This is a genomic window from Geodermatophilus sp. SYSU D01119 (assembly GCF_054049975.1).
Genome location: NZ_JBJGYL010000010.1, coordinates 128014 through 147727 on the forward strand (window position 1 = coordinate 128014; position 19714 = coordinate 147727).

The window sequence follows — 19714 nt, forward strand, 5'->3', positions numbered from 1 at the left end:
CTCAGGCGCTCCCGAACGGGCCGGACGGCTGCGTCCGCTCGCGGCGCCCCGCGGCGACGAGCACGAGGCCGGTCGCGGTGACCACGAGCGCCAGCCCGGCCGCCACCAGGGGGACCGGCAGCGGGTCGCGGTCGACCGGGGCCGTCGCCGCGGCGACCCGCAGCTGCACCTCGGCGACCGTCTCCGACTCGGCGCCCACCAGCGCCAGCGTCGTCGTCCCGGCCGCGGCGCCGCCCGGGATGCGCACCGTGGCGAGCACGCCGCCGTCGGGCCCGGCCGGGACGGCGGTGAGCTCGGTGCCGTCGGCCAGCCGCACCCGGACCACCTCGCCGGGGGTGAACCCGGCGCCGGTGAGGGTGACCGCGTCGCCGGCGGCCACCAGGGCCGAGGAGGCGACCACGGCGCCGCCGGGCGAGACCCCGCCGTCGACCGGGGAGCCGGGACCCTGCCCCGCCCCGGGCAGGCCCGGGACCGGCAGCGCGTCCGGCGCGGCGGAGGTCGGCGCCGAGGGGCCGGCGGGGTCCTCCTCGGGCTCCCCGCCCGGCGTCGTCGGTTCACCCGGCGACGGCGGCGCGGGGGACGTCGGCGGGACGTCGCCGGCACCCGGCGGCGCCGTGAGGGCCGCGCAGTCCTCCTCGGCGGGCCGGGTGAAGACGTAGCCGTCGAGCTCGTCGGTGTAGGCGGTGCCCGAGCCGTCGAGCGCGGCGTACTCCAGCCGGCTGTCGATCGCCTCGCCCCAGGCGACGTCGCCGGTGCGCAGCACGACGGTCTCGCCCGGCGCGAGCTCGGCGGAGTCCTCGCCGGCGGGCTGCCGGGTGGTCGCCAGCGTGACGGCGTAGGCGACGGTGCCCGCGGTCACCTCGACGACGACGCCGCCGGGGCGGCAGCTCGGCCCGTGCGTCACGTGGGAGTCGGGGCGGGCCGGGTCGTCGACGGCGGCGGCCGGGGCGGCCAGGACCACCCCGCCGGCCAGCAGTCCGGCCACGGAGAACAGCAGAGCGAGCCCTGTCGCGGCGACAGGGCGGGGAGCGTGCCTCGGCCTGTGCCTGGGCAGGGTCCCGACCGGCACGGTGTCCCCCTCGAGCGGTCGTGCACGCCACCCGCGGTGGTTCCACCGGCGGCGCGGGACCATTCTGCGGCCCGTGACCCCATGTGGACGATGGTTCGACGGCGCGTCGTCACGTCCTGACGGCGTGTCGCGGTCCGGGCGTGTCGCGGACCCAGACCGAGGTCGGTGAGGCGGGTCACTACGGTGGCCGCGTGGACTCAGCAGCCGGGACCGGTCGCCGCCGCCAGAACGAGGTCTACCGGGCCGGCGTGTACGGCCGGACGCCGCGGGTGCCCACCACCGCGGTGCCGCTGCAGCGCCGGGCCAAGGCGCGGCTGACCGCCCGCGCGTACGCCTACGTGGCCGGCGGCGCGGGCGAGGAGAACACGCAGCGGGCCAACCGCGCCGCGTTCGACCGCTGGGCCGTCGTCCCGCGGGTGCTGCGCGACGTCAGCGCCCGCGACACCTCCGTCGAGCTGTTCGGCCGGCGCCTGCCCGCGCCGCTGCTGCTGGGCCCGGTCGGCGCGCTGGAACTGGTGCACCGGGAGGCCGACCTGGCGGTGGCCCGCGCGGCGGCGTCGCTGGGCGTGCCGTTCGTCTTCTCCAACCAGGCGTCGGTGCCGATGGAGACCTGCGCGCGGGCGATGGGGGACGCGCCGCGCTGGTTCCAGCTGTACTGGTCCACCTCCGACGAGCTGGTGGAGAGCCTGGTCGGGCGCGCCGAGGCCGCCGGTTGCGAGGCGCTGGTCGTCACCCTCGACACCACGATGCTCGGCTGGCGCCCCCGGGACCTCGACCTCGGCCACCTGCCGTTCGCGCTCGGCAAGGGCATCGCGCAGTACACCTCCGACCCGGTCTTCCGGCGGCTGGCCGAGCAGCGGGTGGCCGGGGCCGGCGACGCCGCGCCCGCGCAGCCCGCGGAGGCCGCCGGCCGCGACCGCCAGCCGCGGCCCACGCTGTCCGCGGTGCTGGCGATGGTCGGCATGGCGCGCGCGTGGCCGGGGCCGCTGCGGGAGAACCTGCGCTCGCCGCTGCCGCGGGCCGCCGTCGAGACCTTCCAGGCCATCTACTCGCGGCCCTCGATCACCTGGGCCGACCTCGCGTGGCTGCGCGCCCGCACCCGGCTGCCCATCCTGCTCAAGGGCGTCCTGCACCCCGACGACGCCCGCCGCGCGCTCGACGAGGGCGTCGACGGCGTGGTGGTGAGCACGCACGGCGGCCGTCAGGTGGACCGCTCGATCTCCGCGCTCGACGCGCTGCCCGACGTCGTGGCCGCCGTCGCCGACCGCGCGCCGGTGCTGCTCGACAGCGGCATCCGCAGCGGCGCCGACGTGCTGGTCGCCGTCGCGCTCGGCGCCCGCGCCGTGCTGCTCGGCCGGCCCTACGCGTGGGGGCTGGGGCTCGCCGGCGAGGAGGGCGTGCGCCAGGTGGTCTCCGACGTCCTCGGCGAGTTCGACCTCTCCCTCGGCCTGACCGGCCACACCTCCGTGGCCGAGCTGACGCCGGAGGTCCTGCGCCGGGTCGGCTAGGACTCGCCGTCCCCGGCGCGGGGCGGGAGGGTGGGCGCCACCCGTCCGCCGCCGACGTCGCCGGCACCCGCGCCGAGGAGGTCCCCGTGAGCGCTCCGTCCACCGGCAGCCAGCTGTTCCGGCGCAAGCCGGTGTCGGCGATGGTCGAGGAGACCGGCGCCGAGCAGCCCGACGGCGGCGCGCTGGCCCGCCGGATGGGCGTCGGCCAGCTCATGGGGCTCGGCATCGGCGCCACCATCGGCACCGGGATCTTCTTCGTGATGAGCACGGCGGTGCCCGAGGCCGGCCCCGCGGTCATCGTCTCGTTCGTGCTGGCCGCGGTCACCGCCGGCTTCACCGCGCTGTGCTACGCCGAGCTGGCCTCCACCATCCCGGTGGCCGGCTCCTCGTACTCCTACGCCTACGCGACGCTGGGCGAGGTCGTCGCCTACGTCGTCGGCTGGTGCCTGGTGCTCGAGTACGCGGTCAGCTCGGCCGCGGTGTCGGTGGGCTGGAGCGAGTACCTCAACGAACTGCTCGACGACACGGTCGGTCTGCGCATCCCCGACGCGCTGTCGTTCGCGCCCGGCGCCGGCGGCGTGGTCAACCTCCCGGCCGTCGTGCTGGTGACGCTGTGCGCACTGCTGCTGGTGCGCGGCGCCAGCGAGTCGGCGCGGGCGAACGCGGTGATGGTGGTCCTCAAGATCGCCGTCCTGCTGTTCTTCGCCGCCGTCGCGTTCACCGCCTTCGACGCCGGCAACCTGACGCCGTTCGCGCCGCTGGGCGCGGCCGGCATCGGCGTCGCGGCGTCGTCGATCTTCTTCAGCTTCATCGGCCTCGATGCCGTCTCGACCGCCGGCGAGGAGGTGCGCGACCCGCGGCGCACGCTGCCGCGCGCGATCCTCGGCTCCCTGCTCGTGGTGACCACGGTGTACCTGCTGGTGGCCGTCGCCGCGGTGGGCGCCCAGGCGGCGGGCGCCTTCGAGGGGCAGGAGGCGGGGCTGGCGGTGATCCTCGAGGACGTCACCGGCTCGCGCTGGCCGGCGGTCGTGCTGGCCGCCGGGGCGGTGGTCTCGATCTTCTCCGTGACGCTGGTGACGATGTACGGCCAGACCCGGATCCTGTTCGCGATGAGCCGCGACGGCATGGTGCCGTCGCTGTTCAGCCGGGTCGACCCGCGCACGCTGACCCCGGTCCGCGGCACGGTCGCCGTCGCGCTGTTCGTCGCGGCGCTGGCGGGGTTCGTGCCGCTGGACTTCCTCATCGACCTGACCAGCATGGGCACGCTCGTCGCCTTCCTCGTCGTCTCGGTGGGGGTGGTGGTGCTCCGGTCGACCCGCCCCGACCTGCCGCGCGGCTTCCGGGTGCCCGGCTACCCCGTCGTGCCCGCCCTCTCGGTGCTGTTCTGCCTCTACCTCCTGTACGGGCTCCCCGGGATCACCTGGCTGCTGTTCGCCGGCTGGCTGGCGCTCGCCGCGGTCGTCTACGTGACCTACGCGCGCACGCACTCGCGGCTGCGGGACCCGCGGTGACGCTCGTCGTCGGGCACCCCGCCGACCTCGAGGAGCGCGGCGACGCCCACCTGCTGCTGGCCGCGATGCTCGCCCGCACGGCCGGGGAGGACGTCGTCGTCGCCACGGTCACCGCCCGCGGCTTCCCCGACCCGCGCGCCGACCGGGAGTACCGGACGTGGGTCGCCGAGGTGGCCCGCTCGCGCCAGGGCCGGGCGGCGCACGCGCTGCGGACGGCCGGTGTCGGCGAGGTGCGCACGGTCGCCGTCGAGGCGCCGTCGGTGCCCGCCGGGCTGGTCACCGTGGTGACGCAGGTGGGCGGCTCGCTGCTCGTGCTCGGCCGCGACGGCGCGGTGCCCGAGCACCTGCTGCGCTCCTCCCCCGTGCCGCTCGCGCTCGCCGCGCGCGCCGGCTCGCCGGGCGAGCGGGTGACCCGCGTGACCTGCACCTGGGCCGGCACCGAACGCTCGCGCGCCGCCCTGGCCTGGGCCGGGCGCGCCGCCTCGGCCTGGGGCGTGCCGCTGCGGCTGGTCACCTTCGCGCCCGACCGCGACCCGCTGCTGCCGTCGGAGACGGGCCTGCACGTCGAGCGGGAGGTCAGCAGCGCGTGGGCGCGCCAGGCGCAGGCCGAGCTCGACGCCGTCGCCGCGCGGCTCCCGGGGACGACGGACACGCGGGTGCCCCGGGGCTCGGGCTGGCCGGGGGCGGTGGCGGCGGCCGGGTGGTCCGACGGCGACCTGCTGGTGGTCGGCTCGTCGCGTCTCGGCCCCCTGGCCAGGGTGTTCCTGGGCTCGACGGCGACCCGGATCGTGCGCGCGGCGCCGGTGCCCGTGGTGGTCGTCCCGCGCGGCACGGAGGACACGCCCGGGCGGGGTTGACGTCGGCTGTGACGGCGCTCACAGTGGTCTCGGGCGGGGGAGCCGGCAATCGAGTGGCCTCCCACTGCTGGGAGGATCGACCAACGCGGCCAGACCGCCAGGACCGGCCCCCCGCCCCACTCCCTCAGCGCAGCAGCGCGGCCAGCGCGGCGCTCCCCTCGAGCAGCGCCCGCGAGCGCGCGTCGACGCTCGCGTCCCGGGCGGCGAGCGCGCCCCGCACGTCCTCGAGGCGACGCGCCCCGCGCAGCCCGGGCAGCAGCTCCCGCAGCGGCCCGATGCCGTACCCGGCGAGGCGCAGCTGGTGCACCACCCGCGCGTCCCGCACGTCGGCGGGGGCGTAGCAGCGGGCGCCGGTGGCGTCGCGACCCGGGACGACGAGCCCCTCGGCGTCCCAGTGGCGCAGCGTCGAGGGCCGCACCCCGAGGGCGCCGGCGAGCTCGGCGACGCCCATGGCGTCGGAGGGGCGGACGTCCGCCATCGGCTCGGCGGTGACCGCGGCGGCGGCCTCGCGGGCGAGCGCCAGGTCGCGCCGCTCGGCGGCCAGGGCCGCGTGGGCGGCGTCGAGCAGGTGCAGCACGGCCGGGTCGGGCCAGCGGTGCGCTGCCCGGAGGAGGTCCCCGGCCCCGCGCGGACCGACGGCGGCGGCGAGCAGGCGGTGGGCGAGCGCGGCCCGCACGTGCGTCTCGGCGAACACCCGCCGGCCCGAGGCGGTGCGCGCCGCGCGGAGCAGGACGCCCTCGGTCTCGAGGTCGCGCACCTGCTGCACCGAGCACCCGGCCCGGCGGGCGACGTCCACCGTCCGCAGGCCCGCGTGGGGGGTCATCGCACGTCCTCCCAGGTCCCTCGGCTCCGGGGTCTCCACAGGGACCCGAACCGGACACTCGAGGCCATGAGCATCGACGAGATCCTCGCGGCCGTCACCCCGCTCGACGGCGTCCTCGTGCTGCGGCCGGGTCCGGGCGACGGGGCCCCCGAGGAGGCGCGGGGCGACGTCTTCCTGTACGTCGCCCCTGACGGCGTCGTCCCGCGGACGCAGCCGTTCGCCACCGTGGTCACGAAGGACGTCCGCGGCGACCGCTCCTCGCGGCTGGACCGGTCGCCGGGCACGTTCCGGGTCGACGTGGGCGCGGGCACGGCGGGGTTCACCGCGCTGGTCGGCCGCGGGCCGCGCGACGAGCCCGCGGCCGGCGAGCCCGCACCGGACGCCGTCGACACCGTCCTCGCCCATCCGGTCCACGGCTCGCTGGGCTGGGTGTCGGTGGTGGACCCGGGGCCGCGGACGGAGGCGACGGTGCGCGACCTGCTGCGCGACGCCCACGCGCGCGCCCTGGCCCGGGCCGGGCGCCGGTCGGGCTCAGCCCCGCGCTGAGCCGGCGGCGGTGTCGCGGGCGCCGTCGAGGGCGCCGTCGAGGGCGTCGTCGAGGGCGCCGTCGAGAGCAGCCAGCTCCGCGGCCAGCGCCTCGGCGAGCGCCCCGACGTGGGGCTCGTGCAGCACGCTCCCGTGGTCGCCCGCGACCTCCACGGTGGCCGCCGGGCCGGACAGCCACGGGCCCCAGCCCGTCCGCGCCGCGGCCGCCTCGTCGTCGCGGGCCACCACGACCAGCGCCCGCCCGGCCCAGGGCCGGCCCCGGTAGCGGCGGGCGACGGCCATGCCCTGCAGGTGGAAGCGGGAGTAGTTGCCCACCGGGTCGGGCAGCACGCCGGCCGTGGCGATGGCGACGGCCTGCTTGAGCCGGCGCAGCGGCCCGCCGTCGTAGGGCGACGGCGACAGGGCGGGGTCGGGCGGGAAGCTGTCCAGGACCGCCAGGAGCTCGACGCGGTCGCCGTCGGCCTCCAGCCGGTGCGCCATCTCCAGCGCCACCAGCGCCCCCAGCGAGTGCCCGGCCAGCCGGTAGGGGCCCCGGGGCCGCACCTGCCGCAGGGTCCGGAGCGCCCGGGCCGCCATCTCCTCGACCGATCCGTCGGGGCGGCCGCCGCCCTCCAGGCCGTGCGCCTGCAGGGCGTACACCGGCTGGTGGGCCGGCAGGCGCTGGGCCAGCGGCCGGAAGCCGACGGCGACCGCTCCGGCACCGGCCAGGCAGAACAGCGGCGGCCGGCAGCCCTCCTCGCGGAGCCGGACCAGCGTCGGGTGCGCCGGCCGCCGGTGCCGCCGCACGGCCGAGGCGAGGGCCTCGACGGTCGGCGCCTCGGCGAGCAGGCCCGTGGACAGGGTCGCCGCGGAGACGTCGAGCTCGGTGGCCAGCGCGGCCAGCAGCTCCTCCGCCGCGAGGGAATCGCCGCCGAGGGCGAAGAAGTCCGCGTCCCGGCCGACCCGGTCGAGGCCGAGGACGCGCGCGAAGACCCCGGCCACGACCCGCTCCCAGTCGGTGAGCGGCGGGTGCGCGCCCGGGTCGTGCGCGGGGGCCGGCGGCAGGGCGGCCCGGTCGAGCTTGCCGCGCTCGGTGCGGGGCAGCGCCGGCAGTAGGACCACCTGCTCGGGGACCATGAACGCCGGCAGCTCGGCGCGCACGACCCGGCGCACCGACGACGCCTCGAGCCGGCCGCCGGCGGGCACGACGTAGGACACCAACCGCGCCCGGCCGGTGTCCTCGGCCACCACGCCCACCGTGACCGCCTCCCGGATCTCGGGCTGCGCGAACAGGACGGCGTCCACCTCGCCGGGCTCGACCAGGTGGCCGCGGATCTTCACGCTGTGGTCGGTCCGGCCGAGCAGCCGGACGGTCCCGTCGGCGGCGAGCACCGCGGCGTCGCTGGTGACGAACTCCCGGACGCCGTCGCCGAGGTCGCGGAACACCTCCGCGGTGGCCTCCGGCGCGCCCCAGTAGCCGTCGGTCAGCCACCGGGACCGCACGACCAGGCGGCCGGTGCCGGTGGCGGAGTCGGAGCCGTGCTCGTCGCGGACCACCAGCCGGACGCCGGACACCGGCCGGCCCACCGGCGTCGGGCCCGCGGGCAGCGGGTCGGCGGGTCCGATGACGTTCTCGCAGATCAGCCACGTCTCGGTGGAGCCGTAGCGGTTGCGGATCTCGCAGCGGGGGCCCACCAGCCGCCGGACGGCCTCCAGCTCGGCGGCGTGCACGGTCTCGCCGGCCATCGTGAGGCGGGCCAGCCCCTCCAGCGTGGTCCCGGGAGGGCTGCTCGCCACGATCCCGCGCAGGATGGCCGGGCTGGCCACGAGCACCGTGGCGCCCACCTCGCGCAGCCGGCCGGGCAGCTCCCGCACCGGCCGGGTGCGGGGGTCGAAGAACTGCTGCGTCGCCCCGGTGAGCAGCCCGGCGAACGTGAGCCCGATGCCCGCGCTGAAGGCCATCGGCAGCAGGTTGGCCACGGTGTCGCCCGGGCCGTAGCAGCCGGTCGCGGTGGCGTTGGTGTACGCGTCGTGCAGGAAGGAGGCCTGCCCGCAGGCCACGCCCTTGGGCCGCCCGGTCGAGCCGGAGGTGAAGACGAGCGCCATGGGCCGTCCCGGCTCCGGCGGCCGCGCCCGCAGTTCCGCCGTCGCCCCGGCGCGCGCCTCGTCCAGGCCGACGACGTCGCCGCAGACCTCCTGCGCCGTCGCGCGACGCGGCCCGTCCGCGACGCAGAGGAGGGCACCCGCGGGCTCGGTGTAGGAGCGCAGCCGGGCGGCGGGGGTGGTCGGGTCCAGCACCACGACCGGGGAGCCGGTGGCGACGACGCCGACGACCGCCACCACGGCGTCGACGCCGTGGCCGCACAGGACGGCGACGGGCCGCCGGTCCGGGTTCCGCCGGGCGACGGCCGCGGCCACCTGCCCCGCCTCGGCGAGCAGGCCGGCGTAGGTGAGCTGCCGCAGGGCGTCCCCGACGGCCACCGTCCCGGGCTGTGCCGCCGCCACCTCGAGCAGCCGCCGGATCACGGTCGTCGCACGGCCGTCGTCGGTCAGCGGCGACAGGGCGGGCATGGGGGACCTTCCGGTGCAGGGCGATACCCGCAGGTCACGGGCTCGCAGCACCGTAAGCGACAGGGGGGCAACAGGTGTAGCGCCCGGTGCGCGCCGGGCGGGATCTCACCCGGTCGGGCGGGTGTCCGGGGTCACGGACCGGCGCGGGAGGACAGCGGCCCGGCCGATGGGCCGCACCGGCGTGATGGACGACACGGCAACCCTTCCCTGACGTCAGGGTTATGTTGACGTCAGGGATCCGGGACCTCTCGGCCGACCGGGGCCGCCGCCTGCCATCGGCGGACACCCGTCCCGGACGGATCGGTCCGGGGTCGCTCAGGGATCCCCCGACAGCACAGGGCCCCGGCACGGTGCTCGACCGCGCGCCCGTGGGCGCCCGACAGGAACGGTGACATGTCCCCTGCTCCGTCCACGGCGGCCCTGCGGCGCCCGGCGCGCCCCGCCTGGCTGTCCCCGGCGCGCCCCGCCTGGCTGTCCCCGGCGGTCGCCCGCACCGAGGTGCTGGCCGGACTGGTCGTGGCCCTCGCCCTCATCCCCGAGGCGATCAGCTTCTCCATCCTCGCCGGGGTGGACCCCCGGGTCGGACTGTTCTCCTCCTTCGTGATGGCCGTGGTGATCGCCTTCACCGGTGGTCGCCCGGCGATGATCACCGCCGCCACCGGGGCCATCGCACTGGTCGTGGCGCCACTCGCCCGCGACCACGGCCTGCCGTACCTCCTGGCCGCGGTCGTCCTGGGCGGGGTGTTCCAGGTCCTGCTCGCGGCCGGCGGGGTCGCCCGGCTGATGCGGTTCGTCCCGCGCAGCGTCATGGTCGGCTTCGTCAACGCGCTGGCGATCCTCATCTTCACCGCACAACTGCCCCACCTGGTCGACGTGCCCTGGCTGGTCCACCCGCTCGTCGCCGCAGGCCTGGTGATCATCTTCGCCCTGCCGCGACTGACCACCGCCGTCCCCGCGCCACTGGTGTCGATCGTCGTGCTCACCGGACTGACCGTGGCCGCCGGCTTCGCCCTCCCGACCGTGGGCGACCAGGGCGAACTGCCCGACAGCCTGCCGTTCCTCGCCCTCCCGGACGTCCCGCTCAGCCTCGAGACGCTGTCGATCGTCGCGCCCTACGCGCTGGGCATCGCCTTCGTCGGGCTGATGGAGTCGCTGATGACCGCCAAGCTCGTCGACGACCTCACCGACACGCACTCCGACAAGACCCGCGAGTCCTGGGGGCAGGGCGTCGCCAACATCGCCTCGGGCTTCTCCGGGGGCATGGGCGGCTGCGCGATGATCGGCCAGACGATGATCAACGTGAAGTCCGGCGCCCGCACCCGGCTGTCGACCTTCCTCGCCGGCACGCTCCTGCTCGTCCTCGTCGTCGCCCTCGGTGACCTGGTCGCCGTCATCCCCATGGCCGCACTCGTCGCGGTGATGGTCTTCGTGTCGATCGCCACCTTCGACTGGCACAGCCTGCGCACCCTGCACCGCATGCCCCGCAGCGAGACCGCGGTGATGCTCACCACCGTCGCCGGCACGCTCCTGACCCACAACCTGGCCGTCGGCGTCGGCGCCGGCGTCCTCGTCGCCTGCGTGCTCTTCGCCCGCCGCGTCGCACACCTGGCCGAGGTCACCAGCGCCACGGACGGATCGGGCACCCGCGTCTACTCGGTGCGCGGCGCGCTGTTCTTCGCCTCCAGCAACGACCTGTACACCCAGTTCGACTACGCCGGGGACCCTGCGCGGGTGGTGATCGACCTGTCGGCGGCATCGGTGTGGGACGCCTCCACCGTGGCCACCCTCGACGCGGTCACGCACAAGTACGCCGCCCGCGGCAAGGCCGTGGAGATCGTCGGGCTGAGCGGGCACTCCGCCGACCGGTTCGAGCGCCACACCGGCCAGCTGACGGGAGCGCACTGATGACCCACGGCGACCGGCCGGCGACCGTGGCCGCAGCGCGCGAGGACGCGGCGGGCGGGTCCGTGGTCGCACCCGACGGGGCGGCCGATGCACACCCGCGCGGGGGACTGCTCCAGATCGGTCAGGTCGCCGAGCGGACGGGACTGAGCCTGCGGACCATCCGCTTCTACGAGGAGAACGGCCTGGTCGTCCCCACCGCCCGGTCCGGCGGCGGCTTCCGGCTGTACAGCGACGCCGACGTCACCCGGCTCGAGGTCGTCAAGCGCATGAAGCCACTCGGCTTCAGTCTCGAGGAGATGCGGCAACTGCTGAGCCTGCTGGCGGACCTCGGGGCGCGGGCCGACGACGACAGGGGCCTCCTGCTCGACCGGTTGCAGATGTTCCACGCCGCCGCCACCACCCGGGTCGCCGCCCTCCGTGGGCAACTCGCCGTGGCCGAGGAGTTCGCCGCCACCCTCGCCGACCACCTCCAGCGCTCCCGCTGACCCCTCCGGCAGCACGTCGTCAGCGGCCCCGTACGCGCCGGTCCGGGGAACGGACGTGAGGGCGTCACCGGTGCCGTGCGGCACGGAGGGACACCGCTCGACACCGCAGCGCCGGCCGGCGCCCTCCGTCACGGCGGCGCGCGTCCCTCGCTCCCGGACACCACCGCGACGGGCCCGGGACGGGGCGTGACGCGCACCGCACGGGGCGCCCGGCGGTCGGGCCCCGCGCCGGGGTCACGGGGCCCACACGACGAACTGCGCGCCTCCTCCGTCGAGGAAGCGCGCAGTTCGGTGTCTCAACCAGACGTGCACCCGAAGGGATTCGAACCCCTAACCTTCTGATCCGTAGTCAGATGCTCTATCCGTTGAGCTACGGGTGCGTGGGTGTTCAGTTGTCGTGCGCGGAGGCTCCGGGATTTGAACCCGGGATGGGGATTAACCCAAACCGCATTAGCAGTGCGGCGCCATAGACCGGACTAGGCGAAGCCTCCCGGGGTCCGAGTTCCCCCGGTACCACCGAGAGAAGAGACTACCAGCGCCCCCGAGCCGCTCCCAGCCCGGGGGTCCCCGGGCCGGGAGCGCAGGTCAGGCGGCCACCCGCTCCCGCGGCCGGGCGGGAGCGGCGCGGCCGGGGACCAGCGTGACGACGACGGCGGCCGCGGCGCCCGCGACGGCCAGGAGCAGGCTCCCGGTGACGCCCGAGCCGTCGATGAGCGCGCCGCCGAGGGCCGCGCCCAGCGCCGAGGCGCCGGTGGCCATGGTCGACAGCCAGGTGAACGCCTCCGTGGTGGCGTGCGCCGGGGCCAGCGAGCCCACCAGCGAGCTCTGCACGGTGAGCGTCGGCGCGATGGCCGTGCCGCCGAGGAACAGCAGGGCCCCGAGCACCCAGGGGCTGGAGGCCGCGACGAGCGGCGCGAGGCCGATCGTCACGCCGAGCAGCAGCCACCGGTACTGGCGCGGGAGCGAGGCGCTGACCACGCGGGCGCCGAACCACAGGCCGCCGGCCACCGAGCCGAGCGACCACAGGGCCAGCAGCAGGCCGGACAGGCCCGGGGAACCGGACTCGTCGGCGAAGGCGGGGATGGCCACCTCGAGCGCCCCGAAGCCGAGCATCAGCGCCGAGCCGCTGAGCAGCACCCGCGGCATGCCGGGCGCGAGCACGGTGGCGAAGGGGCTGGTGCGCTCGGCGGACGGCACGGGCACCCAGCGGCGCATGGCCCCCGACGTCGCGATGGCGAGCGCGCCGCAGACGGCGAGGGTGCCGGCGACGGCCAGCGCCCACGCGGGGCTGGCCAGCACGGCCAGCGCGGCCACGATGGTGGGGCCGGCGACGAAGACCAGCTCGGTGGCGGTCGCGTCGAGGGCGTACGCGGTGCCGCGGACGGCGGGGTCGACCCGCGACCACAGCGCCCGGACCGTGCCCGAGACCAGCGGCGTCGCGGCGCCGGCGGCGGCCGAGGCGGCGACGACGGCCGGCGTGGGCGCGCCGCCGAGGACGACGGCGACGAGCAGCGCCAGCAGCAGCGGGTACACGGCGGCCTGGGCCAGCAGGACCGGCCGCGGGGTGCGGCGGTCGGCCAGCCGGCCGAGGACGGGCGCCATCGCGGCCATCGCGAGGCCGTAGGTGGCCGACGCGAGGCCGGCGACGGCGTAGGACCCCGTCTGCTGCTGCACCATGAGCAGCAGCGCCAGCGGGACCATCGCCGAGGGCAACCGGCCGGCGAAGCCGGCGAGCAGCAGGACGGGGGCCGACGGCAGGCGCCAGACGGACAGGTACGAACGCACGGCAGAGCTCACTTCAGTACACGCGGAATCCGGAACAGTAGGCGGTCAAGTCGCGTTGACCGCCTACGACAGTAGCAGGGCGGTAGGGAGCCACATGGACTACGACACCTACGGGTCGAACGCCGTGGAGCTGGCCATCCACCTGGCCAACGTCGAGCGCGACGGCGAGTGGGCCCCGGCGTTCCTGCGCGCCCACGACGAGTGGTTCACGCCACAGACCGTGCTCGACCTCTCCCCCGCCGAGACCCGGCGCGCCGCGGCCACCGCCGACCTCGTCCGCGCCGTCGCCCTGGCGGAGTCGCAGCCGGAGGTCCTCGAGCGGCTCAACGAGCTGCTCGCGCTCGCCCGGCCGCACCCCTACGCCACCGACCACGACGGCGACCTGCACCTGCACTACGCCCGCCCCGACGCCCCGGCGCTCGAGCAGCTGACGACGACGGTCGCCATGGGCCTGTCCCAGGTGGTCGTGCAGCACGGGTGGCAGCGGCTGGGCGTCTGCTCGGCCGAGGGCTGCGACGACGTCTACGTCGACACCTCCCGCAACGCCAGCCGGCGCTACTGCTCCAACACCTGCGCCAGCCGCTCCACCGTCGCGGCCTACCGCGCCCGCCGGAAGGCCTGAGCGCCCGCCGGGAGGCCTGAGCGCCCGCCGGGGGGCCTGAGCGCTAGCGTCGCCGGGTGACCCCGCTGCGGCTGCGGTACTGGGACGCCCGGCTGCACGCCGCCGTCGGGGCGCTGCCGGAGTCCCCGGCCGACCGGTGGCTGCGCCGGCTCACCCGCACCGCCGACCACGGGAAGCTGTGGTTCGCCGTCGCGCTCCTGCTGGCCGCGCGCCGCGGCCCCTCCCGCCGGGGCGCGCTCCGCGGCCTCGGCTCCCTGACGGTGGCCAGCACCGTGGTCAACACCGTCCTCAAGCGGGTCTTCGGCCGGGTGCGGCCGGACATGGCCAACCTGGCGGCCGGGCGCGCGCTGCCCCGGGCGCCGCACACCTTCTCCTTCCCGAGCGGCCACTCCGCCTCCGCGGGCGCCTTCGCCACCGGGGTCGCGCTGGAGAGCCCGCTGGCCGGCGCCGCGCTCGGCCCGCTGGCCCTCGCCGTCGGGTACTCGCGGGTGCACGTGGGCGTCCACTACCCGGGCGACGTCGTCTCCGGCCTGGCGATCGGCGCCGGCGTCGCGCTGGCCGCGCGGCGGCTCCGGCCGGCGCGGCCGGCGGAGCCGGACCGGCGGCGCCCGGCGCCCGCGCTGCCCGGCGGGGCCGGCCTGGTGGTCGCGGCCGCCCCCGCTGCCGCGGCGGAGGTCCGGCGCGTGCTCCCCGACGCCGAGGTGCTCCCCTGCGGGCCCGGCGGGGCGGGAGCCGACCTGCTCCGCGACGCCGTCCGGAGCGGCCGGGCCCGGGCGCTGGGCGTGGCCGGTGACCAGGACGCCGTCGCGGCGGCCGCCGGCGTCGCGTGGGAGTCGGGGCTGCCACTGGCCGTCGTGGGCGGCACGGGACCCCTGGGCGCCGGGACGCCGGAGGAGGCCGCGGCGGCCGTCGCGGTGGGACAGGCGGAGGCCGTCGACGTCGCGGAGGTCGACGGCGCGCCGTTCACCGGGCCCGCGGTCGTCGGCCTGCGCCTCCCGACCGGCGCGCCGGCGGCGGCGCGGGCGCTCCGGGACGCGGCGCCGGTGGGCGTGGTGGTCGACGGCCGGCCGGCGGAGGTCTGGTCCCTGACCGTCGCCCCGGGGACGGCGGGCGGCCCGCTCGAGGTCCGGTGCGTGCGCGCCGACGTGCCGTTCGCCCGCCTCCGCGCGGTCCTCGCGCCCGGCGGCCGGCCCGTCCCCGCCGGCCGGGAGGTGCGGGTGCACCTGTGGTCGGGCCCGCGGCCGGTGCTCCTCGACGGCGGCGCCCGCGGCGCGGCGACGTCGCTCGTCTTCCGGGCCCGCCCGGAGCTGGTGGTCTACCGCCCGCGCTGACCGGCGAGCGGGACGGGACGCCGGTCACTAGGTTCCGGAGCGGGGTGTCCCGCCGCGCCGCACGGGCATGGGGGGACACACAGCCAGTCCATCGACGGAAGAGGTCCCCATGTTGGTCCGCCGGATCGCCCGGCCCCTGCTCGCCGCATCGTTCGTCTACGGCGGCGTCGACACCCTCCGGAACCCGCAGACGCGGGTCCCGGGCGCGCAGCCGGTCGTCGACTCGATCACCAGGACGGCCGACCAGCAGCTGCCGGTCCAGGTCCCGCGCGACGTCGAGCAGTGGGTGAGGATCGACGCCGGCATCAAGGTGGGCGCGGGCGCGCTGTTCGCGCTCGGCAAGCTCCCCCGCCTGAGCGCCCTCGCGCTGGCCGGGAGCATCGTGCCCACCACGCTCGCCGGGCACCGCTTCTGGGAGCACGAGGACCCGGAGGAGCGCTTCGGTCAGCTGTCGAACTTCCTCAAGAACGCCGGGCTCCTCGGCGGCCTGCTCATCGCCGCCGTCGACACCGAGGGCCGCCCGTCGGTGGGCTACCGCGCCAAGCGCGCCGCCAAGCGCGCCGGCGCGGCCACCGAGAAGAGCCTCGAGCAGGCGCAGAAGCGCGCCGCCAAGGCCGAGAAGAAGGCCCAGAAGCAGCTGAAGAAGGCCAGCTGAGCACGCCCCTGACGCCCGCGGCCGCGCTCCGGAGGATCGCCTTCCTCCTGGAGCGCGCCCGCGAGCCCACGCACCGGGTGGCGGCCTTCCGCACCGCCGCCGCCGTCGTCGACGCGCTGCCCGAGGGCGAGCTCGAGCGGCGGATAGCCACCCGGACGCTGACCGACCTGCGCGGCATCGGCCCGAAGACCGGCGCCGCGATCGTGCAGGCGCACGCCGGCGAGGTGCCCGAGTACCTCGCCCGCCTCGAGGAGGCGTACGCCGAGCTGGTCCCGCTCGCCGACGACGTCGCGGAGTTCCGCGCCGCCCTGCGGGGCGACCTGCACACCCACTCCGACTGGTCCGACGGCGGCAGCCCCATCCGGGAGATGGCCGAGGCCGCGATCGCGCTGGGCCACGAGTACATGGCGCTCACCGACCACTCGCCCCGGCTGACGGTGGCCAACGGGCTGACGGCGGAGCGCCTCGAGCGCCAGCTCGACGTCGTCGCCGCGCTCAACGAGGAGCTCGCGCCGTTCCGGATCCTCACCGGCATCGAGTGCGACATCCACCTCGACGGCGGCCTCGACCAGACCGACGAGCTGCTCGGCCGCCTCGACGTCGTCGTCGCGAGCGTCCACTCCGACCTGCGCGCCGAGTCCGCCGCGATGACCGAGCGGATGCTGGCCGCCGTCGCCAACCCGCACACCGACGTCCTCGGCCACTGCACCGGCCGGCTGCTGATCCCCCGGGAGCAACGGGAGGGACGGCGCCAGCGCCCGCGGCCGGAGAGCGCCTTCGACGCCGAGGCGGTGTTCTCCGCCTGCGTCGAGCACGGCACCGCCGTCGAGATCAACTCCCGCCCCGAACGGCTCGACCCGCCGCTGCGGCTGCTCTCGCTCGCCGTCGAGCTCGGCTGCGAGTTCGCGATCGACACCGACGCGCACGCCCCCGGCCAGCTCGACTGGCAGGGCAACGGCTGCGAGCGGGCGGTGGAGACCGGCGTCGACCCCGACCGGGTGGTCAACACCTGGGCCGCCGACGAGCTGCTGGAGTGGACGGCCTCCTGACCACCCCCGCAGCCACCCGTTCGGTCACAGCGGCGAAACAGGGGTTGCGGCTACGGCCCGTTTCCGGTGTAGAACGAGCGCTGCCGTTCCGTTGCGAGGCGCAACGGACATGGGTACCGAGGGAGTGCTGGGCAGGGTGGCGCTGCGTCTGATCTACCGCTCCTACGGCGGCGACAACCGGAAGGGCCGGCCGGAGTACTTCGACAAGAAGGCCTGCCTCTGGTCGTTCCTGCGGGCCGCGGAGCAGGTCACCGGGGACGTCGAGATCGTCTTCGTCAACAACGGCCCGATCGCCGAGGACCGCGTCGCGGTGATGCGCGCGCACGGCACGATCGTGGAACTGCCCGGGGTCGGCGTGCACGAGTCCTACGCCGCGGCGCTCGACCTGGCCCTCGACGGGCGCTGGCCCGACACCGACGTCGTCTGGTTCAGCGAGGACGACTTCCTGTACCGGCCCGAGGCGTTCGCCGCGCTCGAGCAGGCCGCCGCGGAGCTCCCGGAGGCCGACTACCTGGGCCTGTACGGCAGCAGCCCCGACGCGCCGCACACCCAGCCCGACCCGTCGCTGCACCACCCGCGCACCTGGACCAGCCTCCCCCCGTGGCGGGTGGGCGGCCACGAGTGGATCCGCTTCTACAGCACCACCGCCACCTTCGGCGCCCGCATCGGGTCGCTGCGCGCCGACCGCGGCATCTTCCGCTGGTGCACGGTGCCGCACCGGAACATGTTCCGCGACCACGACACCTGCCTCGTCTACCAGGGCTTCGAGCCGTACTCCTACCGCCGGCTGGCCCGCGACCTCGTCGGCGGGGCGCCCGGCACGCCGAAGGAGAGGCTGCGCGAGGCGTTCATGGCCCCGTTCATGCTGGCGACCAACCTCCGCTCGCACCGGCGCGCGGGCAACCGCCGGCTGCTCGTCGGGCCCTCGCCCAACCTCGCGACGCACGTCGAGACCGGCTACGTGGCCTCCGGCACCGACTGGGCCGAGGTGGCCCGCGGTGCCCGGCTGTGGGGAGGACAGCCCGCCGACGTCCCCGCCTGACCGCGCCGGAGGGTGTGGCAACCCGCCGTTGCCCCCTGGCATGATCCGGGCACATGACCACCTCCCGTCCGGCATCCCGGGAACCCTCACGGGCGTCGAGCGGTTGGAGGGAGGTGACGCGTCCCCACGTCCTCGTCGACGGCTTCTTCCTGGGCAAGCCCTACGGCTTCGGCCGCTTCGCCGGTGAGCTGGTCCGGGCGCTGTCCCTCCACGCCCCCGACGTCGACGTCTCCGTGGCGGTCCCCGAGGACACCGCCTGGGTGCCGGAGGGCACGCCGGAGCACGTGACCCTGCACCGCCTGCCGCCCCGCAACCTCATCGTCTGGGAGCAGGTCGCGATCCCGGCGCTCGCCCGGCGGCTGGGCTGCGACGTCATCCACTTCCCGTACAACACCCGGGCGCTGCACTCCCGCGGCCTGCCGGTCGTCACCACGGTGCACGACCTGGTCTTCCTCGAGCCGGACGCGGCGGCGGGCCTCTCGCCGAAGGAACGGGTCGCCTTCGGGTACGCGCGCTGGGCGTTCAAGTTCGCCACGGTGCGCTCGGAGGCGCTGGTGAGCGTCAGCGAGACCACCGCGCGGCTGCTCGACGAGCGGGGGGTGTCCTCCTCCGTCGTCTACAACACCGTCGACGGGTTCGCCGCCGCCCTCCCCGACCGCCCCGCCGGGGACCCCGGCCGGCGCTACGTGCTGCACCGCGGCGGCACCGCCGCGCACCGCAACACCGGCCGGGTGATCGAGGCCTTCCGGCAGGTCCGGAAGGAGCACCCCGACGTCGACCTGAAGATCATCGGCGTGCCCGACGGCGCCGCGGTCTGGGACGTCGACCCCGACGAGGGCATCACGTTCCTCCCGCGCCAGACCGACGCCGAGCTCGCCGCGCTCTACGCCGACAGCGCGTGCGTGCTGGCCACCAGCCTCGAGGAGGGCTTCGGCCTGCCGATCATCGAGGGCTTCGTGTTCGGCGCGCCGGTCGTCACCTCCGACCGCGACCCGATGCGCGAGGTCGCCGGGGGCGCCGCCCGCCTGGTCGACCCCACGGAGGCCGACGAGATCGCCGACGCGCTGGGCGGGGTGCTGGCCGACCCGTCGCTGGCCGCGACGCTGCGCGCCCGGGGCGCCGAGCGCTACCGCGACTTCACGGCCGAGCAGGTCGCCGGCCGGATGCGCGAGGTCTACCGCGAGGCCGCCTCGGCGCCCTGAGCCATCCCGCTGCGGACCGCGGCGGCGATGCGGCCGACGTAGTCCTGCACGCGGTGGACCTCTTCGACCACGACCCGCCCGCGGGCGCCGATGGCCGCCGCCTCCTCGGGGTGGTCGACGACCCAGCGCAGGACGGCGTGCAGCTCGTCGGCGTCGCCGACCGGGAAGTACAGCCCGGTCTGCCCCTGCGCCGCCGGGGAGCCGAAGCGCCCGGCGTAGGTGGCCGACGTCGCCCGTAGCGGGCCGCGCCGCAGCACCCGGCGCCGGTCGGCGACCACGTCGCCGGCCCCCTCGGAGCGGGCCGCCACCACCGGCTTGCCCATGGCCATCGCCTCGAGGACCGACGTCGTGCCGGCCGGGAAGTCGGTCTCCACGACCGGGGCGACGACGGCGAGCGCCCCGGCGTAGGCGTCGCGCAGCTCGGACAGGGACGGCGACTCGACGCGCACCCAGTCCGGCTGCGGTGTCCCGCTCATCGAGTCCGCGCTCTTGCTCCACGGGCTCGCCGCCGCGATGAGCAGGTCGACGCCGAGACCCTCGGCCGCGCGCACGAGCGTGGCGTAGTCGCGGTGCTGCAGCCCGGCCGCCATGACGTAGGGCCGGGTCCCCTCGCGGACGGTGGCGCGGTCGGGGTGCCAGTAGTCGGTGTCGATGCCGTAGGGCAGCACCTCGACCTTCTCCGGCGGCCGGGGGGGGGGGCGGCCGGGGGGGGGGGGGGGGCGGGGGCCCCCCGCGGGGGGGGGGGGGGTGGGGGGGGTGGGCCGCGGCGCGCCC

At 76.7% G+C, this 19714-nt stretch carries 17 protein-coding genes and 2 tRNA genes; 12 read left to right on the forward strand and 7 right to left on the reverse strand.

Annotated features, from left to right (window positions below; translation table 11 throughout):
- Position 1: 1 nt before the first annotated feature.
- Complete coding sequence (locus ACI79X_RS10480; RefSeq protein WP_457025333.1) at positions 2–985, reverse strand: hypothetical protein; 984 nt, start codon at positions 983–985, stop codon at positions 2–4.
- 275 nt (positions 986–1260) lie between these two features.
- Here ACI79X_RS10480 and ACI79X_RS10485 point away from each other — a divergent pair, with 275 nt between their 5' ends.
- From ACI79X_RS10485 to ACI79X_RS10495, 3 genes are all read left to right on the forward strand, one after another.
- Entirely contained in the window at positions 1261–2577 is a 1317-nt protein-coding gene (locus ACI79X_RS10485) for an alpha-hydroxy-acid oxidizing protein (RefSeq protein ID WP_457025334.1), read from the forward strand.
- Between the two features lie 86 nt (positions 2578–2663).
- Positions 2664–4088 (forward strand): amino acid permease, encoded by a 1425-nt coding sequence (locus ACI79X_RS10490; RefSeq protein WP_457025335.1) that lies wholly within the window; start codon positions 2664–2666, stop codon positions 4086–4088.
- Complete coding sequence (locus ACI79X_RS10495; protein ID WP_457025336.1) at positions 4085–4945, forward strand: universal stress protein; 861 nt, start codon at positions 4085–4087, stop codon at positions 4943–4945. Before ACI79X_RS10490 ends, ACI79X_RS10495 begins: the two co-directional genes overlap by 4 nt.
- A 124-nt stretch (positions 4946–5069) precedes the next feature.
- Here ACI79X_RS10495 and ACI79X_RS10500 read toward each other — a convergent pair whose 3' ends face one another.
- Positions 5070–5768 (reverse strand): MerR family transcriptional regulator, encoded by a 699-nt coding sequence (locus ACI79X_RS10500; protein ID WP_457025337.1) that lies wholly within the window; start codon positions 5766–5768, stop codon positions 5070–5072.
- 66 nt (positions 5769–5834) lie between these two features.
- On the opposite strand from ACI79X_RS10500, the gene ACI79X_RS10505 reads away from it, so the two are divergent.
- On the forward strand, positions 5835–6314 hold the full coding sequence (locus ACI79X_RS10505) for a DUF6194 family protein (RefSeq protein WP_457025338.1): 480 nt from the start codon (positions 5835–5837) through the stop codon (positions 6312–6314).
- Here the strand turns inward: ACI79X_RS10505 and ACI79X_RS10510 are convergent.
- On the reverse strand, positions 6300–8864 hold the full coding sequence (locus ACI79X_RS10510; RefSeq protein WP_457025339.1) for an AMP-binding protein: 2565 nt from the start codon (positions 8862–8864) through the stop codon (positions 6300–6302). The two genes, ACI79X_RS10505 and ACI79X_RS10510, sit on opposite strands and share 15 nt — an antisense overlap.
- A 393-nt stretch (positions 8865–9257) precedes the next feature.
- Between ACI79X_RS10510 and ACI79X_RS10515 the strand changes: the two genes are divergently transcribed.
- A complete protein-coding gene (locus tag ACI79X_RS10515; RefSeq protein ID WP_457025340.1) occupies positions 9258–10769 on the forward strand; it encodes a SulP family inorganic anion transporter in 1512 nt (503 codons plus the stop codon).
- Positions 10769–11254: a MerR family transcriptional regulator gene (locus tag ACI79X_RS10520; protein ID WP_457025341.1), complete on the forward strand. Its 486-nt coding sequence runs from the start codon at positions 10769–10771 to the stop codon at positions 11252–11254. The genes ACI79X_RS10515 and ACI79X_RS10520 overlap by 1 nt, the downstream gene beginning before the upstream one ends.
- A gap of 307 nt (positions 11255–11561) precedes the next feature.
- Here ACI79X_RS10520 and ACI79X_RS10525 read toward each other — a convergent pair.
- The 3 genes from ACI79X_RS10525 to ACI79X_RS10535 form a co-directional block, all read right to left on the reverse strand.
- Positions 11562–11634 (reverse strand) — tRNA-Arg (locus ACI79X_RS10525).
- Positions 11635–11656: 22 nt separating this feature from the next.
- A tRNA-Ser gene (locus ACI79X_RS10530) sits at positions 11657–11745 on the reverse strand.
- Positions 11746–11839: 94 nt separating this feature from the next.
- Positions 11840–13039, reverse strand: a complete 1200-nt coding sequence (locus ACI79X_RS10535; RefSeq protein WP_457025342.1) for an MFS transporter — start codon at positions 13037–13039, stop codon at positions 11840–11842.
- A gap of 94 nt (positions 13040–13133) precedes the next feature.
- Here ACI79X_RS10535 and ACI79X_RS10540 point away from each other — a divergent pair, with 94 nt between their 5' ends.
- From ACI79X_RS10540 to ACI79X_RS10565, 6 genes are all read left to right on the forward strand, one after another.
- A complete protein-coding gene (locus tag ACI79X_RS10540) occupies positions 13134–13661 on the forward strand; it encodes a CGNR zinc finger domain-containing protein (protein WP_457025343.1) in 528 nt (175 codons plus the stop codon).
- A 56-nt stretch (positions 13662–13717) separates the two neighbouring features.
- On the forward strand, positions 13718–14992 hold the full coding sequence (locus tag ACI79X_RS10545) for a phosphatase PAP2 family protein (RefSeq protein ID WP_457025344.1): 1275 nt from the start codon (positions 13718–13720) through the stop codon (positions 14990–14992).
- 109 nt (positions 14993–15101) lie between these two features.
- On the forward strand, positions 15102–15647 hold the full coding sequence (locus tag ACI79X_RS10550; protein ID WP_457025345.1) for a DoxX family protein: 546 nt from the start codon (positions 15102–15104) through the stop codon (positions 15645–15647).
- A gap of 8 nt (positions 15648–15655) precedes the next feature.
- A complete protein-coding gene (locus tag ACI79X_RS10555) occupies positions 15656–16696 on the forward strand; it encodes a PHP domain-containing protein (RefSeq protein WP_457025353.1) in 1041 nt (346 codons plus the stop codon).
- 109 nt (positions 16697–16805) lie between these two features.
- Positions 16806–17738, forward strand: a complete 933-nt coding sequence (locus ACI79X_RS10560) for a hypothetical protein (protein WP_457025346.1) — start codon at positions 16806–16808, stop codon at positions 17736–17738.
- A gap of 113 nt (positions 17739–17851) precedes the next feature.
- A complete protein-coding gene (locus tag ACI79X_RS10565) occupies positions 17852–18940 on the forward strand; it encodes a glycosyltransferase family 4 protein (RefSeq protein ID WP_457025347.1) in 1089 nt (362 codons plus the stop codon).
- Here the strand turns inward: ACI79X_RS10565 and ACI79X_RS10570 are convergent.
- Positions 18913–19608: a glycosyltransferase gene (locus tag ACI79X_RS10570; RefSeq protein WP_457025348.1), complete on the reverse strand. Its 696-nt coding sequence runs from the start codon at positions 19606–19608 to the stop codon at positions 18913–18915. The genes ACI79X_RS10565 and ACI79X_RS10570 overlap by 28 nt on opposite strands.
- Between the last annotated feature and the right edge of the window lie 106 nt (positions 19609–19714).

Coding starts and splice junctions, on each gene's coding strand:
- ACI79X_RS10500 (WP_457025337.1), bottom strand. CDS start 5,768: ATGACCCCCCACGCGGGCCTGCGGACGGTGGACGTCGCCCGCCGGGCC.
- ACI79X_RS10505 (WP_457025338.1), top strand. CDS start 5,835: ATGAGCATCGACGAGATCCTCGCGGCCGTCACCCCGCTCGACGGCGTC.
- ACI79X_RS10510 (WP_457025339.1), bottom strand. CDS start 8,864: ATGCCCGCCCTGTCGCCGCTGACCGACGACGGCCGTGCGACGACCGTG.
- ACI79X_RS10515 (WP_457025340.1), top strand. CDS start 9,258: ATGTCCCCTGCTCCGTCCACGGCGGCCCTGCGGCGCCCGGCGCGCCCC.
- ACI79X_RS10520 (WP_457025341.1), top strand. CDS start 10,769: ATGACCCACGGCGACCGGCCGGCGACCGTGGCCGCAGCGCGCGAGGAC.
- ACI79X_RS10540 (WP_457025343.1), top strand. CDS start 13,134: ATGGACTACGACACCTACGGGTCGAACGCCGTGGAGCTGGCCATCCAC.
- ACI79X_RS10550 (WP_457025345.1), top strand. CDS start 15,102: ATGTTGGTCCGCCGGATCGCCCGGCCCCTGCTCGCCGCATCGTTCGTC.
- ACI79X_RS10560 (WP_457025346.1), top strand. CDS start 16,806: ATGGGTACCGAGGGAGTGCTGGGCAGGGTGGCGCTGCGTCTGATCTAC.